15 protein-coding genes are annotated in these 14,476 nt (G+C 75.8%); 10 read left to right on the top strand and 5 right to left on the bottom strand.

The genetic code is table 11. The features are described 5' to 3' along the window. Positions 1–7: 7 nt before the first annotated feature. Positions 8–607, bottom strand: coding sequence for a phosphoribosylanthranilate isomerase (locus tag OG715_RS40080; protein ID WP_266272281.1), 600 nt, complete (start codon positions 605–607; stop codon positions 8–10). Between the two features lie 162 nt (positions 608–769). Here OG715_RS40080 and OG715_RS40075 point away from each other — a divergent pair, with 162 nt between their 5' ends. Further along, positions 770–1,063: a hypothetical protein gene (locus OG715_RS40075; protein WP_266272282.1), complete on the top strand. Its 294-nt coding sequence runs from the start codon at positions 770–772 to the stop codon at positions 1,061–1,063. Between the two features lie 46 nt (positions 1,064–1,109). Here the strand turns inward: OG715_RS40075 and OG715_RS40070 are convergent, their stop codons facing one another. After that, on the bottom strand, positions 1,110–1,763 hold the full coding sequence (locus OG715_RS40070) for a GNAT family N-acetyltransferase (RefSeq protein ID WP_266272283.1): 654 nt from the start codon (positions 1,761–1,763) through the stop codon (positions 1,110–1,112). A 142-nt stretch (positions 1,764–1,905) separates the two neighbouring features. Between OG715_RS40070 and OG715_RS40065 the strand changes: the two genes are divergently transcribed. Continuing rightward, on the top strand, positions 1,906–2,409 hold the full coding sequence (locus OG715_RS40065) for a metallophosphoesterase family protein (protein ID WP_266272284.1): 504 nt from the start codon (positions 1,906–1,908) through the stop codon (positions 2,407–2,409). 39 nt (positions 2,410–2,448) lie between these two features. On the opposite strand, the gene OG715_RS40060 is transcribed toward OG715_RS40065, so the two are convergent. Beyond that, on the bottom strand, positions 2,449–3,396 hold the full coding sequence (locus OG715_RS40060; protein ID WP_266272286.1) for a helix-turn-helix domain-containing protein: 948 nt from the start codon (positions 3,394–3,396) through the stop codon (positions 2,449–2,451). A gap of 246 nt (positions 3,397–3,642) precedes the next feature. Between OG715_RS40060 and OG715_RS40055 the strand changes: the two genes are divergently transcribed. Beyond that, the gene (locus OG715_RS40055) at positions 3,643–4,140 is read left to right on the top strand and encodes a hypothetical protein (protein ID WP_266272288.1); all 498 of its coding nucleotides are present in this window, start codon (positions 3,643–3,645) and stop codon (positions 4,138–4,140) included. A gap of 302 nt (positions 4,141–4,442) precedes the next feature. On the opposite strand, the gene OG715_RS40050 is transcribed toward OG715_RS40055, so the two are convergent. Both OG715_RS40050 and OG715_RS40045 read right to left on the bottom strand, forming a co-directional pair. After that, entirely contained in the window at positions 4,443–4,946 is a 504-nt protein-coding gene (locus tag OG715_RS40050; RefSeq protein WP_266272289.1) for a hypothetical protein, read from the bottom strand. A 289-nt stretch (positions 4,947–5,235) separates the two neighbouring features. Beyond that, positions 5,236–6,183, bottom strand: coding sequence for a GlxA family transcriptional regulator (locus OG715_RS40045; protein WP_266272290.1), 948 nt, complete (start codon positions 6,181–6,183; stop codon positions 5,236–5,238). Positions 6,184–6,254: 71 nt separating this feature from the next. On the opposite strand from OG715_RS40045, the gene OG715_RS40040 reads away from it, so the two are divergent. From OG715_RS40040 to OG715_RS40010, 7 genes are all read left to right on the top strand, one after another. Beyond that, positions 6,255–6,890, top strand: coding sequence for an HD domain-containing protein (locus OG715_RS40040; RefSeq protein ID WP_266272292.1), 636 nt, complete (start codon positions 6,255–6,257; stop codon positions 6,888–6,890). A 190-nt stretch (positions 6,891–7,080) separates the two neighbouring features. Continuing rightward, positions 7,081–8,052: a hypothetical protein gene (locus OG715_RS40035; protein WP_266272294.1), complete on the top strand. Its 972-nt coding sequence runs from the start codon at positions 7,081–7,083 to the stop codon at positions 8,050–8,052. 133 nt (positions 8,053–8,185) lie between these two features. Next, positions 8,186–8,701 (top strand): hypothetical protein, encoded by a 516-nt coding sequence (locus OG715_RS40030; protein WP_266272295.1) that lies wholly within the window; start codon positions 8,186–8,188, stop codon positions 8,699–8,701. Positions 8,702–8,830: 129 nt separating this feature from the next. Further along, complete coding sequence (locus tag OG715_RS40025; RefSeq protein ID WP_266272296.1) at positions 8,831–10,105, top strand: NAD(P)/FAD-dependent oxidoreductase; 1,275 nt, start codon at positions 8,831–8,833, stop codon at positions 10,103–10,105. Between the two features lie 129 nt (positions 10,106–10,234). Further along, positions 10,235–10,978 (top strand): phosphotransferase family protein, encoded by a 744-nt coding sequence (locus OG715_RS40020; protein WP_266274539.1) that lies wholly within the window; start codon positions 10,235–10,237, stop codon positions 10,976–10,978. Between the two features lie 113 nt (positions 10,979–11,091). Continuing rightward, entirely contained in the window at positions 11,092–13,005 is a 1,914-nt protein-coding gene (locus OG715_RS40015; protein ID WP_323182190.1) for a sigma-70 family RNA polymerase sigma factor, read from the top strand. A 112-nt stretch (positions 13,006–13,117) separates the two neighbouring features. Beyond that, positions 13,118–14,431, top strand: coding sequence for a cryptochrome/photolyase family protein (locus tag OG715_RS40010; protein ID WP_266272297.1), 1,314 nt, complete (start codon positions 13,118–13,120; stop codon positions 14,429–14,431). The last annotated feature ends 45 nt before the right edge of the window (positions 14,432–14,476 follow it).

The following is a 14,476-nucleotide window of genomic DNA, read 5'->3' as shown; positions in this document are numbered from 1 at the left end:
GGGGAGGTCAGCGGGACTTGGCGGCGCGGACGAACTCGGTGATCAGGTCGGGGTCCTTGACCCCGCGCCGGACCTCGACCCCGCTGGAGACGTCCACGCCCCACGGGTTCGCGGCCGCGACGGCCTCGCGGACGTTCGCCGGACCGAGACCGCCGGCCAGCAGCCACTTCCCGGCCGGCGGGCGGGCGCCCAGCTCGGACCAGTCCCACGGCTCCCCGGCGCCCGGCACCGGTGCGTCGAGCAGCAGCAGGTCCTCGCCGAAGTCCCCGCAGTCCGCGCCGGCCGCGTTCGCCGCCGAAGTCGCCCGGATCAGCGGCAGTCCCAGGTCGGACAGCTCCGCGAAGGCGCCCGCCGGGTGGTTGCCGTGCAACTGCACCGCGCGGACCCCGGCCGCGCGCACCGCCGCGCGCACGTACGCGGCCGGTTCCTCCCGGAACACGGCCACCGTCAGCACCTCCTCGGGCACCGCCGCCACCAACTCCCGTGCCAGCGCGGGCTCCACCCGGCGCGGGCTCTCGGTCAGCACGAAGCCCAGCGCGTCGGCACCGGCCGCGACGGCCGCGGCCACATCCACAGCGGTACTCAGACCGCAGATCTTCACAAACATGTTCCCGGGCACTCCCCACTGGACGGCCCCGCCAGCGTAGTACCGGCGCCGGGGCGGGGGCACCCGCCCCGGCGCCGGGGGGTCCGGCGGCCGTCCTCCGACCGGTTGGTCCGGATGCCACGTGCGGGTGCAGCCCGACGGCCCGACGGGAACGGTGGGGGGATGGACACCGTTGTCGTACTGGAATCTGACACACCGACCAATGTCCGGGTCCTGGGGCCCGGCCTCACCCCGACCGATCCCGAGGGTCCGGTGCGCCGCGCGCACGCCGCCCCCGCGGAGGCCTCCGGCGTCTGCGGCCCCCGCACCCTGTGCGGGCTGGACACCTCCGAGATGACCCTCGCCCCGCACCGGTCCGGCCTGGACCGGCAGGGATGGCACACCTGCAGCGTGTGCCGGACCAACGGGGAGGGGGCCGGGGCCGAGCGGTACCCGGCGAGCAGTTCCGCCGTCTGACCCCCCACTCACCGGAAGATCTTCAGCACCCGCCGGTGAGACGCCGTCACTTCGGCGGGTGAGAACCGAAAGATTTCCTGTCCTCAGACTTCGCTCTCCTCAGACCCCGCTCTCCTCGGACTTCGCTCTCGTCGGCTGCTTCCTCCCCGGCCGCACACTCCTGGACCACGTCCGCCTGGCGGCCGAGCCGCCAGACCAGCTCCTCGCCCGTCCCGGCCGCCGGGCGGCGGCCGCCCTCGGTGAAGCCCAGCCTGGCCGCGACGGCACCGCTCGCGTGATTGGCCGGGTCGTGGGCGATCTCGACACGCTCCACGCCCGGGAACCGGAACGCCTCGGCGACCAGGGCGCCCGCGGCCCGGGTGGCCACACCGCGCCCGGTGGCCGCCGGGTGGAGCCAGTAGCCGATCTCCATGACGCCGCCCGGCCCGCCCTCCCGCCGGAACAGCTGGCAGGCGCCGACTATCGCCCCTCCCAGCACCACCGCGAAGGTGAAGTCCCGGCCCGCCTCCCAGGCCTCCTGGCGCCGCGCCAGGAATTCGGCGGTCCGGTCCGGGTTGTGCTCGTCGACCCAGGACATCCACGGTCTGAGGTGTCCCCGCGCCCCGTCGATGACCTCGAAGAGCTCCGCACGGTCCCCCTCGGGGTCGAATCGGCGAAGGGTCAGGTCGTCCAGCTCGATCACCCGCGGCGGCATCTCCATTGGCGAAGGATCACCCCGATCGCCGCCGAGGGCAAGGGAATTCGGGGGAGACCGGGGCCGGCCGCCCGGGCCCGGGACGCCGACCGGGTGGTTCCCGCAGCGGCCCCGAAGCCCCGGAGGCGGTGCGGTCGTTCTCAGCGTGATGCGACTGCTGCTGACCTCCGACACCCACCTCCCGACCCGGGCACGGGCCCTGCCCGCGCCGCTGCTCGACGCCCTCGACGAGGCCGACGTCGTGTTCCACGCCGGCGACTGGGTCGACACCGCCACCCTCGACCTGTTCCGGTCCCGGTCCGAACGGCTGGTCGCCGTGCACGGGAACAACGACGGGGCGGCGCTGCGCGAGCGACTGCCCGAGATCGCGCGGGTGCGGCTCCAGGGCGTCCGCTTCGCGGTGGTGCACGAGACCGGACCCGCCCGGGACCGGGAACAGCGCTGCGAGGCCCGGTTCCCCGACACCGATGTGCTGGTCTTCGGACACAGCCACATCCCCTGGGACAGCCTCGCGCCGGGCGGCCTGCGGCTGCTCAACCCTGGCTCGCCGACCGACCGGCGCAGCCAGCCCTTCGCCACCTACCTCACCGCCCGGCTGGACGACGGGGGGCTCACCGAGGTGCGGCTCCACCGCCTGCCACCCCGCCGCTGAACCGCCGGCGGGCAGTCGCGCGGGCACCCATCCGGGCACTCACGCGGGCAGGTGCAGGGTGGTGCCCGGCGCGGTCCGGTAGGTGTTGCGGTAGTGCGCGGCGAAGCGCCCGGGGTGGGCGAAGCCCCAGCGCATCGCGATCTCGGTCACGGTGGTGCCGCGGGGGTCCGCGGCGAGCAGCTCGCGGTGCGCGGCGTCCAGCCGGACCCGGCGCAGGAAGGCCAGCGGCGTGGTGTCCAGGTGGCGGCGGAAGGCGTACTGGAGGGCCCGCGGGGTGACGTACGCGGCGGCGGCGATCTGCACCAGGCCGATGTCCCGGTCGGCGTTGGCCTCGATGAAGGCGACCGCCCGGCGCACGGTACCGGGGGTGGCGTCGGCGCTGTCGGCCGGGCGGACGGTGTCACGGGTGCTGTTGGGCAGCGCGGCGAGGGTGGCGGCCGCCAGGTGCCTGGCCGCGGTGCCGACCAGCAGTTCGTTCTCGCAGGCCGCCGGGTCGTCGAGGACGTGGTCGCGGACGTAGGCGATGGTGGCCGCGAGCCGGCGGTTCGCGGCCCGGTCGACCGGCCGGTTGCCGGTCAGGCGCGGCGGGCGCGTGCCGGGGCCGGTGGGGGCGACGGCGTCCAGCAGAGCGGTGTCGAACAGGGCGTTGGTGTAGCGGGCTGCCCGGACCTCGCCCCGGTAGGGCCGGTCGGGCGGGGCGAGGAGGAAGGTCTCGTCGGGCCCGAACACCTCCTCGCGGCCGTAGGTGAGGTCGGCGAGGGTGCCGCTGTGCATGCTGATCAGGCACACCCTGCCCAGGTCGCCCGCGTCGTAGGCCATGGTGTAGCCGAAGTCGAGACGGTCCATCGCCACCGGCCCGACCGCCCGGCGGCTGATCCGCACCCTGGCGTCCTGGACGGGCCCGCCGATCCTCATCGGTGTGTACACGGACGACAGGAACTCCTCCGTCTCGCCCACGTTCACGCTCTCGAACGACAACGACTCCACCCGCACCACCACCGGCTGTCCCGTGCTCTCCCCGAACCTGCCCGGGCGACACGGTACCGCCCCCTCGGCGGGGTGGTGCGAGGCGCTTCGTTCCCGGGCCGCCTGCGCTCCCGGGGCTTCGTTCACGGGGCTGTGCGCGGAGCCGCGGGCCTGCACCGTTGGGACCGCGTGGCAGTTCCCTCTCCGCGTCCGCCCGCTCCCCGAGTCCCGCCTTCCCCCCTCCGCGCTCCCGACGAGAGGCACGACATGCCCCCGCACAGCACCTACCGCCCGCTGCCGGCCGAGGCGGGCATGTGCGCGCAGATCGCGCACCTCACCGCGGAGGCCGAGCGTCAGCTGAGCCAGGGCCTGTGGGACCCGGCCGAGGAGGACGCGGCGCTGGCCCGCAAGACCGCGAGCGGACTCTCGGAGGCCGTCGGCGAGGCGGGAACGCAGGAGCGGCTGCCGGTCATCGACCGCCTGGAGCACCTGCGCGAGGCCCTCGCGGTCCTCGCCATCGCCCTCGCCCGCATCCACGGCCCGCTCGCCTGGTACCTGGCCCAGGCCGGCACCGCGCTCTCCCCCGTGCTGCGCTGGCGCGCCCTGCCCGCCGACCGGCAGTCGTCCTTCGGCACCGTCGTCCCCTCACCCTCCGACCTCGCCGACGCCGAGCGGGCCGTGCGGCGCCTGCACACCGCGCTCAGCCGCGCCGCCGCCGCTACCGGGACCGCCGCCGACGGGTGCGCGGCCCGCTCCGACACCTGACGCCGCCCGACGGGCGACGGGCGCGCCGGGGCGGAGGTCGGGACCGCGCGTCCGTGTTCACGACGGGGCGGGTGCCCAACGGGCCGAGCCGCAGCGGGCGCGCCGTTCAGAAGGGCCTTCACCCGAACGGGTCCGCCGGACGACCGCGTACGACCCGCCCACGAGCGGGGCGGTGGATCACGGGGTCCGGGTTCGTCTCGGACGTGCGCGGCCGCCGGCACCGCCCGACCTGGACGATCGCCCAGGTCGCAGGCGCGGGTGGCCCGTCCCGGAGGAACGGGCCGCCCGGGGGCCGGACGGTATCAGCTGCAGTACGAGAACATGTCCGCGGTGCTGTAACTGCCGTTGGAGAAGTTCCACGTCGGCGTCTCGCCGGAGCACGAGTGGCCGTAGGCCGTGAAGTTCCAGTTCCCCTTGTAGAGGCGGGTGTTGGAAACGCCGGTCACCGGGATGAAGCCGGCGTCGAACCAGTACGTGCCGGCGTTCGCGATCGGCCGGTTGCTGTTCGCCGAGTAGTTCGAGCTGGATTTCACGGTGACCTGGCCGTAACTCCAGTTGTTGACGTAGTTGGTGTTCCACAGATTGACCTCGGTGTAAGCACCCCGACAGTCCCAGCCGAGGTAGAACTTACCGATCGTCTGCGAGCCCACCAGGATGTTCTGGATCGGGCCGAGCACCTGGCCGCCGGCGGGACAACTCGCCGCCGCGGCTTGGGCGGAACCGGCTCCGACCATGACGGACGAGAGGCCGGCCACGATCATCACGGCCGCCGCCGAGGCCGCGCGCGCACGGGTACCGATTCGCATGATTTCCCCCTGGAAAGTCGTCGGGGCGGCTCGTGCCCCCCGTTGGCGCGGCCCACTCTTCCACCGGCATTACGCATGGTCCAGACCTGTCTACGGAAAGTCTCGGCAAAGAGCGACGCACGGACACTCCGGACACAACATCGCCAACAGGAAAAGCCGCCCCCAGGGGGGCCGGAAGGTACCGACCCGGTCCATCGACGGAATTACGCCGATTTCCGTCCTCCGAAATCCGGAATGCGTCCCGACCGCTTCCGTCGGGCGCTGTATGCCAAAGCCCTGTGCCCGGGCTCTATGCCCGGAAGGTGGCCCGGTACTCCGCCGGGGAGGTGCCGATGTGGCGGTGGAAGGCCGCGCGGAAGGCGGCGGGACTGCCCAGGCCGCTGAGGCGGGCGACCTGTTCGACCGGGGTCGGGGTCGTTTCCAGGAGTTCGCGGGCCCAGTCGAGGCGGGCGGCGGTCAGCCAGGCCATCGGGGAGCTGTCCGTCTCCTGCTGGAAGCGGCGGATGAAGGTCCGTCGGGACATGTGCGCGCGCCGGGCGAGTTCGTCGACGCTCTGCCGCGACGCGAGGTTGTCGAGCATCCAGGCGCGCACCGCCGCGAGCTCGTCCCCGCGCGCGTCCGGCCGGAGGCGTTCGACGAACTGGGCCTGGCCGCCGGGGCGTTGGGGCGGGGCGACGAGCGCCCGGGCACGGGCGTTGGCGGCGGCGGCGCCGTGGTCCCGCCGGACGATGTGCAGACAGAGGTCGACCCCGGCGGTCACCCCGGCGGAGGTGAGGATGTCGCCGTCGTCGACGAAGAGCAGGTTCGGCCGGACGTCGGTCCGGGGGTAGCGGCGCTGCAGCGCGGCGGCGTCGCGCCAATGGGTGGTCGCGGGGCGGCCGTCCAGCAGTCCGGCGGCGGCCAGGGCGAACGCGCCGGTGCAGATCGACACCAGCCGCGCCCCGCGCGCGTGCGCCGAGCGGAGCGCCGTCAGCACCGTGCCGGGAACCGGCGCTTCCGGGTCCTGGTAGCCCGGGACGACGACGGTGTCGGCGTCCCGCAGCGCCTCCAGCCCGGCCGGGGTGGCGAGGACGACGCCGTCGGCGAGGACCGGTCCGGCCGACGGATCGGCGCAGACGGTGACGCGGTAGTGCGGGTCCGGCCCGAAGGTCTGCACCGGAATGCCGAGATCGAGCAGCAGGACGCCGGGCAGGGCCAGCACCGCGATCCGGTGGGGTTCGGGCGGCGACTGGATCATGGCACGATCCTAGCGCTCACCGGCCCTCGTGCCACTGTCGCGGTCCGGCTCCGTCTCCGTAGCCTGCGGACATGGACTCCTTCTCGCCCGACCTGCCGACCGGCCCGCTGGCCGAGGCCGTCCTCGCCGCCGCGCGGACCTCCGAGAGCCCCTCGCTGGTCAACCACAGCGTGCGCAGCTTCCTGTTCGCCGAGATCCTCGCCGCACACCTGGGCTGCCTGGACGACGCCGCCTACGACCGCGACCTGCTGTTCGCCGCCACCGTCCTGCACGACCTGGGCGCGGGCGAACTCGCCAAGGGGGAGGCCCGGTTCGAGGTGGAGGGCGCCGACCTGGCGGCCGAGGTGCTGCGCCGCCACGACGTCCCCGAGACGGACGTCGACCGGGTGTGGGAGGCGATCGCCCTGCACGCGTCGCCCGGCATCGCCGAGCGCCGCGGCCTGCTCTGCCACCTCACCCGTGAGGGCGTCGGCGCGGACTTCGGGCGCAACGCGGACCTCGTCGCCGCCTGGGCGCCGCGGATCCACGCCGCCCACCCCCGCCTGGACATGGTCCGCACTCTCGTCGACGCGATCGTGGAACGCGCCGCCCGGTCCGAGGCCGCCGCGCCCCGCTACTCCCTCGGCGGCGAACTGCTCCGCGAACGGCGCGCCGACGGCGTGACCTCCCTGGAGCGCGACGCCGCGTCCTGCGCCTGGGGCGTGTAGGGCGCGACCGGTCGGCCGCGGCGGCCCGGGACGGGCGGGCGGGACGGGCGGACGGGCGCGCGGAGATTTCGGTTATCGCGCGGGCCGGCGGCGGTCTCCTGGTCGGGTGCCGGTCCGGTCCCGCCGGGCAGGAGTCCGGGCTCCGGACCCGGCGTCCGCCGAACCGCGCCCGCCCCGGGAGAGACCGCCGATGACCGCTCCGCCCACCCGACCGCCCGCCCGACCGACCGCCGACCGCCCGTCCCCCGCCGGACCGCTCGCGCATCCGCTCGCCCGCCGCTGGCTGCTCGCGTCGTGCGTGCCCGTGCTGCTCGTGCTCGGGATGGCGCTGACCGTCCCGGCCGCGCCCTCGGCAGCCACCGCGGGGACACCCGGCACGGCCGACATGGCGGGCATGCCGGGGATGGACCACCCGGCGGGCGACGCCCAGAACCTCGACGCCCGGGACCCCGCCGCCGCAGGCCTCGCCGCCGAGCGGAACGGCTACCGGCTGGACCTCGCGGACCCCGGGCCGACGGCCGGGCGGGCGACGGACCTCCGGTTCACCGTCACCGGCCCGGACGGCTCCCCTGTCACCGACTTCGCCGTCCACCAGACCAAGAAGCTGCACTTCTACGCCATCCGCGACGACCTCACCGGCTTCCAGCACCTCCACCCGGACCTGGCCGGGGACGGCACCTGGACCGCCGCGCTCGCCGCCCTCGCCCCGGGCACCTGGCGGCTGTACGCCGACTTCGTCCCGAACACCGGCCCCCACGCCGCCGAGCTGGTCCTCAGCCGGACCGTGACGGTGCCCGGCGAGGCAGCCCCGGTGCCGCTGCCCGCCCCGGGCGGCACCGCCACCGCCGACGGCTACACCGTCACGCTGACGGCGCGGCCGACCGCCGGGGCGCACCGGCTGACCGCCGTCGTCAGCCGGGACGGCCGCCCGGTCGGCGACCTCCAGCCCTACCTGGACGCCTACGCCCACCTCAGCGCCTTCCACGAGGGCGACCTCTCCATGGCCCACCTCCATCCGGCGGGCACGGTGGACGGCGACCGCGGCGGGCCCGAGCTGACCTTCCAGGCGCTGTTCCCCGAGCCGGGCAACTGGCGGGTGTTCCTCCAGTTCCAGACCTCGGGGCAGTTGCACACCGTCGCGCTCACCCTGCGCGTCGACTGACGGCCGCCCCGGCCCGGGTAGGCCGTTCCGGCGAATGCGGCACCCGGAACGGTGACCGCCCCCTCCGCCCGGTGATCCGTCAACCGGTGGCACACCCCGTGCCCACCGAACGGCGAGCACCAGGGAGTCCGGTATGACCATCGACCGCAGGAACGCGCTTCGGCTCACCTCACTGGCGGCGGCCGGGGCGGGGATCACCGGCGGGCTCGGCGGAGCCGCCAGGGCGGAGGGCCGCCGACCGGCGCGCGACCGGGCGAACACGATCACCCTGACGGGGAAGCGGACCGCCGCCGACCTCCCCGACGTGCTCGTCCCCGGCACGCCCTACTTCGTCCACTACGAGCTGCGGGACGCGGACGGCAACCCGGTCGGCACCGAGAGCGCGGAGTGCACCCCGGTGACCGTGGGGCCGGACGGGGCGCTGGTCCTGGCTTCGCTGGTCCTGATCCTCGGTGACGGCATGATCACCGCCTCGACCGCCTTCCAACGGCCGCTGCCCGCCCTGACCGAGGTCCTCGTCGCCCCCCGCCAGTGGTCGCACGTGTTCGCGGTCACCGGGGGGACCGGCACCTACGACGCCGCCGCCGGGTCCGTCACGATCGAGCACCTCTCCCGGGAGGACGACATCCTCACCGTCGCTCTCGACTGAGGTCCGACAGCCCGGCCCCGCTCCCGGTACCCATCCGATCCGTCGCCGCGCTCCGAACCGCCGATGACACCGGACGGACCGCCGCCGGGCGGACCACCGAGAACACCGGACGGCACGGAAGGACGGGCGATGACCCAGCACACCGAGCAGGACCCGACCGTCCCGGCGCTGCCGGAGGCGGCCGAGGTGATCGTGGTCGGAGCGGGCCCGGCCGGACTGGCCTGCGCGCTGGACCTGGCCGGGGCGGGTCGCGAGGTGCTGGTCCTGGAGGCCGCCGACGACGTGGGCGGACGGATGCGCACCGACGTGGTGCGGGGGTTCCGCCTCGACCGGGGCTTCCAGGTGTTCAACACCGCGTACCCGCAGGTCCGGCGCCGCCTCGACCTCGCCGCGCTGCGGCTGCACCCGTTCACGCCCGGCATCCTGCTCGCCGACGGCGAGCGGTCGCGCCTGCTGCTGGACCCGACCCGGCGTCCGGCCCGGGCCCTCGACGTGCTGATGGGCGGGGCGCTCCCCCCGCGCGACCTGGTGGCGCTCGGGCTGCTGGGACTGTGCGACGCGGTGCTGCCCGCCGCCCTGCTGAAGCGGATGCCGGAGACGAGCACCGCGCGGGCGCTGCGGAGGGCGGGCGTCTCGGAGCGCACCGTCGAGGGCGTGCTGCGGCCCTTCCTGGCGGGGGTGTTCCTGGAGGACCGGCTGGAGACGTCGAGCCGGATGTTCCACCTGGTGTGGCGCAGCATGCTGCGCGGGAGCCTGTGCCTGCCGCAGCAGGGGATCGGGGCGGTGCCCCGGCAGCTGGCGGCCGGGCTGCCGCCGGGGCGGCTGGTGTGCGGTGCGCCGGTGGACCGGCTGACGGCGGAGGGCGTGGTGCTCGCCGACGGGGTGCGGGTACGGGCGCGGACGGTGGTGGTGGCGACCGGCCCGGGCCCGGCGGCCCGGCTGCTGCCGGGTCTGGAGGTTCCGGCGGCGCGGGCGGTGACGACGTTCTACCACGCGGCCCCGGTCCGCCCGCTGGACGGACCGCTGCTGGTCGTGGACTCGCGGGGGCCGGTGCTGAACACCGTCGTGCTGTCCGAGGTGGTGCCGGACTGCTCCCCGGACGGGCGGGCGCTGGTGTCGACGTCCGTGCCGGGTGTGGCGGCGGACGAGGGCGCGGTGCGGCGGCGGGCCGGCGAGTTGTACGGCGTGGACGTGTCCGGTTGGGAGCCGCTCGCCGCCTACCGGATCCCCGAGGCGCTGCCGGCCGGTCCGGCGCCGCTCGAACTCAGCCGGACGACGCGCTTCGCGCCGGGCCGCTACGTCTGCGGGGACCACCGGGCGACGGCCTCGCTGCAGGGGGCGCTGGCCTCGGGGGCACGGGCGGCCCGGGAGGTGTCGGCCGACCTGGCGGGCGCGCGGCCCTGACGGTCCGGGTGGGTCCGGGCCGGTCTCCGGTCCGAACCGCTGAGGCCCGGGGGCCCGGGGAGGCCCGGAGAAAAATCCCGGCGGCCCGGGCGCGGCCCCGGGATACTGACCGCCATGGACGAGGCCACCGTGGACGAGGTCGAGGTCGTCGTCGCCCACTCCGAGCGGGCGACCCTGCGCGTCGGCGACGTGTTCCTGAAGGTGGACGGCGACCGGGCGCGCGCCGGGGTCGAGGTCCGGGCGATGGCTCTGGCGCCCGTCCCGACCCCCGAGGTGCTCTGGCACCGACCGCCCGTGCTCGCGATCGCCGCCCTCCCGGGGCGGGCGCTCGGACTGCTGGGCCGGCCGTCGACGGCCTCCCCGGCGGCGTGGGCGGCGGCGGGTGCGGCGATCCGGACCCTGCACGACGCGCCGCTGCCGCCCTGGCCGGGACGGAGCGCCGACGAACTCGCGGCGGCCCTCGACGCCGAGTGCGCGTGGCTGGTGGCCAACGGCGTGCTGCCCCGCGACCTGGTCGCCCGCAACCGCCGGATCGCGGAGGCCGCGCTCCGCCCGTGGACCCCGGTGTTCGTGCACGGCGACCTCCAGCCGAGCCATGTGTTCGTCGAGGACGAGCAGGTGACCGGCATCATCGACTGGTCGGAGGCAGCCTGCGGTGACGCGCTGTTCGACCTGGCCCTCCTGACGCTCGGGCACCGGGAGCGCCTCGGTGACGTCCTGGCCGGGTACGGCGCCGGGCCGGGCTCCGACCTCGACGTGATCCGCGCGTGGTGGGTGCTGCGGAGCCTGCTGACGGTCCGCTGGCTGGCCGAGCACGGCTTCGACCCGTCCGCGCCGGGCTGCGAGATCGACGTGCTGAGGGCCCGGCTCTGACGCCCCGCGTCGTCCGCGCGTCCGGGTTCCGGGGCGCCGTTCGACTCGATGCGGAAACGCTGCACAAACGACGCGAGTGGGCGGAGTGCATCGGATCGCTGCACGGTGGACGGGTGAGGTCAAGAGCGCTGGTATGCGAGGACGCCGCCCTCGACCCCGGACCGTCCGGGGCGGAGGCCGGGGATCTGCGCGGTCTCCTGACGCGCTCGGCGAGGGGCGACGACGCGGCGTTCGAGCTGCTCTTCCGCGCGGTGAGCGGGCCCGTGTACGGGACGGCGCTGCGGACCCTGCGCAGTCCGGCGCACGCCGAGGAGGTCGCCCAGGAGGTGCTGCTGGAGGTGTGGCGCACGGCGGCCGCCTACCGGCCCGAACGCGGCACGGTGCTGGCGTGGGTCCTGACCATCGCCCACCACCGCGCCGTCGACCGCGTCCGCTCGGCCCGCGCGGCCGCCGACCGGGAGCGGCGGCTCGCCCTCCCGGAGACCGACCCGGACTGCGAGCCGCCGGAGGAGCAGGCGGCGCGCTCGCTCGACCGGGTCCGGGTGCGGTCCGCGCTGGCGGGACTGAGCGCGGCGCAGCGCGAGGCCGTGGTCCTGGCCTACTACGGCGGGTACACGCAGCGGGAGATCGCCCAGCGGCTGGCGCTGCCGCTGGGCACGGTCAAGACCCGGATCCGTGACGGCCTGCGGCGCCTGCGGGACACGTTCGACCCCGGCCGGGCTCCCGACCGGAGCCCCGTCACCAGCCCAGTCGCCGGCACCGGCACCGACACCACCGGACCGGCGGGCACCGACAGAACGCCCCGCAGGGCGACCGTGATCGTAGAATCGCCGACCGGCCCCCAGCACGGCGCCGGGTGCCCCGGTGCCCGGACCGTCCGCTCCGCGGGAGGACACCATGGCTCTCGACCGACCGCCCGCCCCGGACGTCCCGCCCCCGGGGGCGCCCGATCCGCACCCCGGCCGCGGGGGCCCCACCGCGGGGAGGTCCTGGCCGTGGTGACGCCGCGCACCCCGCAGGAGGAGGCCCGGGACGCCGACGAACCGGGCCTGCCCACCGGAGGGGTCGCCCGGCGTCTGGGGGTGTCGCCCACGACGGTCCGTTCCTGGGAGCGCCGCTACGGCATCGGCCCCGCCGACCGCCGCGCCGGGCACCACCGCCGCTGGAGCCCGCAGGACATCGCCGTCCTGGAGGCGATGTGCCGGCTGACGGCCAGGGGCGTGCCACCGGGCGAGGCCGCCCGCGCCGCGCTGGCCCGGCGCGGGGCCGACACCGCCGACCTGATCGACGAGACCGGCCCGGCCGACAGCACCGGCCCCGACAGCACCGGCCCCGAGGACGGCGCACCCGGCCCTGCCCCCGGTGGCAGCCGGACGCTGCGGGTCGGAACGGTGAGCCCCGAATGCCGCGGCCTGGCCCGGGCCGCGGTACGGCTGGACGCACCCGAGGTCACCGCGATCCTGCGCGGGGCCGTCGAACGGCTCGGCGTGGTCGACGCCTGGACCGAGGTGATGATGCCCGCGCTCCAGGCCGTGGGGCGCAAGTGGGCGGTCGACGGCGAGCAGTACGTCGAGGTCGAGCACCTGCTGTCCTGGCACGTCTCCAGCGTGCTGCGCGGTGCGGCGGTGGAGGCCGTCCGGGTCCGGCCGGTGCGGCCGGTGCTGCTGGCGGCGACGCCCGGCGAGCAGCACACCCTCCCGCTGGAGGCCACGGCGGCGGCCCTGACCGAACGCGCCCTCCCGTTCCGGATGCTGGGCGCGGCCGTCCCGCCCCGCGCGCTGCTCGACGCCGTCCACCGGCTCGGGCCCGGCGCCGTGATGATCTGGTCCCAGGACCGGCAGACCGCGGACCGGGGGCTGGTGCGCCAGGTGAGCGCCGGGGTGTGGGGCCCGCGCGGCTCCCGGGGCCGGGCGACGGTGGTCGCGGCCGGTCCGGGCTGGGGCCGGACCAGGGCCCCGGAGGAGGCCGCGACGCCCCGTACGCTCGCCGGCGCCGTCGACCTCCTGGAGGAGGCGGTCACGGCCTGACGCCCGGCCGGGGCCCGCCCCGCCGACGCCCGGAACAAGAAACCCGCAATCCGGCAACCCCGAACCCCCGCAACCCGAAGTCCCCGACCGCGCCACCTGCGAGGCACCACCCGTGACCGTATCGATCGCCCTGTTCACCCAGGACCTGCGCCTGCACGACAACCCCGTGCTGCACGCCGCGCGCACCTCGGCCGACCAGGTCGTCCCCCTGTTCGTCTCCGACCCCGCCGTCGAGGCCGTCGGCTTCGCCGCCCCCAACCGACAGGCCTTCCTGGCCGACTGCCTCGCCGACCTGGACGCCTCGCTGCGCGGGATCGGGTCCCGGCTGACCGTGCGCCGGGGCGGGGCCGCCGAGCAGACGGCGCGGGTCGCCGCCGAGACCGGCGCCGCCACCGTGCATGTCGCCGCCGGGGTGACCGCCTTCGCCCAGCGCCGCGAGGAGCACCTGCGCAAGCTCCTCGGCGACCGCCTGCACGTCCACGACGCCTCCGTGACCGTGCTCCCGCCGGGCCGGGTCACCCCGGCCGGACGCGACCACTACGCGGTCTTCACCCCGTACCACCGCGCCTGGCAGCAGGCCCCCCGCCGTACCGTCCTCACCGCCCCCAGGACACTTTCCACACCGGACGGGATCCGCAGCGACACCCTGCTCGTCGACGGCGCGACCTCCCCCGGCCTGCCGCCCGGCGGCGAGAGCGCGGCCCGGGCCCGCTGGCGCCGGTGGGACATCGACGCCTACGCCGACATCCACGACGACCTGGCGGCGGACGACACCTCCCGGCTCTCCCCCTACCTGCACTTCGGCTGCCTCTCCCCCACCGAACTCGTCACCCGCGCCCTGCGGCACGACGGGCCCGGCGCGCAGGCGTTCGTCCGGCAGCTGGTCTGGCGGGACTTCCACCACCAGGTCCTCGCCGCCCGCCCCGACGCCGCGCGCCGCGACTACCGCGACCGGGACGACCGCTGGCACCACGACGAGGCCGAGGCGGAGGCGTGGCGGCAGGGCCGCACCGGCTACCCGATCGTCGACGCCGGGATGCGCCAGCTCGCCCACGAGGGCTGGATGCACAACCGCGCCCGGCTGCTGACCGCGAGCTTCCTGGCCAAGAACCTCTACCTGGACTGGCGGGTCGGCGCCGCCCACTTCCTCTCCCTGCTGGTCGACGGCGACGTGGCCAACAACCAGCTCAACTGGCAGTGGGTCGCCGGCACCGGCACCGACACCCGGCCCAACCGGGTCCTCAACCCGCTGCGCCAGGCCGACCGCTACGACCCCGACGGCGCCTATGTGCGCCGCTGGGTCCCCGAACTCGCCCACCTGCCGGGCCCCTCCGTCCACCGGCCCTGGCTGTTCACCGCCGACTACCCGGCGTCGATCCTCGACCCCGAGGCCCTGAACGCCCGCTTCCAGCACGGGCGCCCCTGACCGCCCCGGCCGTCGGGCCCGGGGGATCAGCCCAGGTCGGCGCAC

This window comes from Kitasatospora purpeofusca, assembly GCF_036010405.1.
GTDB classification, from domain to species: domain Bacteria; phylum Actinomycetota; class Actinomycetes; order Streptomycetales; family Streptomycetaceae; genus Kitasatospora; species Kitasatospora purpeofusca.
Note: the sequence above shows the minus strand (reverse complement) of the source record. Positions and strands in the feature narration are given on the sequence as shown.

Bases quoted from the DNA above. Each gene is read 5' to 3' on its own strand.
- OG715_RS40080 (WP_266272281.1), bottom strand. From the start codon at position 607: ATGTTTGTGAAGATCTGCGGTCTGAGTACCGCTGTGGATGTGGCCGCG.
- OG715_RS40075 (WP_266272282.1), top strand. From the start codon at position 770: ATGGACACCGTTGTCGTACTGGAATCTGACACACCGACCAATGTCCGG.
- OG715_RS40070 (WP_266272283.1), bottom strand. From the start codon at position 1,763: ATGGAGATGCCGCCGCGGGTGATCGAGCTGGACGACCTGACCCTTCGC.
- OG715_RS40065 (WP_266272284.1), top strand. From the start codon at position 1,906: ATGCGACTGCTGCTGACCTCCGACACCCACCTCCCGACCCGGGCACGG.
- OG715_RS40055 (WP_266272288.1), top strand. From the start codon at position 3,643: ATGCCCCCGCACAGCACCTACCGCCCGCTGCCGGCCGAGGCGGGCATG.
- OG715_RS40050 (WP_266272289.1), bottom strand. From the start codon at position 4,946: ATGCGAATCGGTACCCGTGCGCGCGCGGCCTCGGCGGCGGCCGTGATG.
- OG715_RS40045 (WP_266272290.1), bottom strand. From the start codon at position 6,183: ATGATCCAGTCGCCGCCCGAACCCCACCGGATCGCGGTGCTGGCCCTG.
- OG715_RS40040 (WP_266272292.1), top strand. From the start codon at position 6,255: ATGGACTCCTTCTCGCCCGACCTGCCGACCGGCCCGCTGGCCGAGGCC.
- OG715_RS40035 (WP_266272294.1), top strand. From the start codon at position 7,081: ATGACCGCTCCGCCCACCCGACCGCCCGCCCGACCGACCGCCGACCGC.
- OG715_RS40030 (WP_266272295.1), top strand. From the start codon at position 8,186: ATGACCATCGACCGCAGGAACGCGCTTCGGCTCACCTCACTGGCGGCG.
- OG715_RS40025 (WP_266272296.1), top strand. From the start codon at position 8,831: ATGACCCAGCACACCGAGCAGGACCCGACCGTCCCGGCGCTGCCGGAG.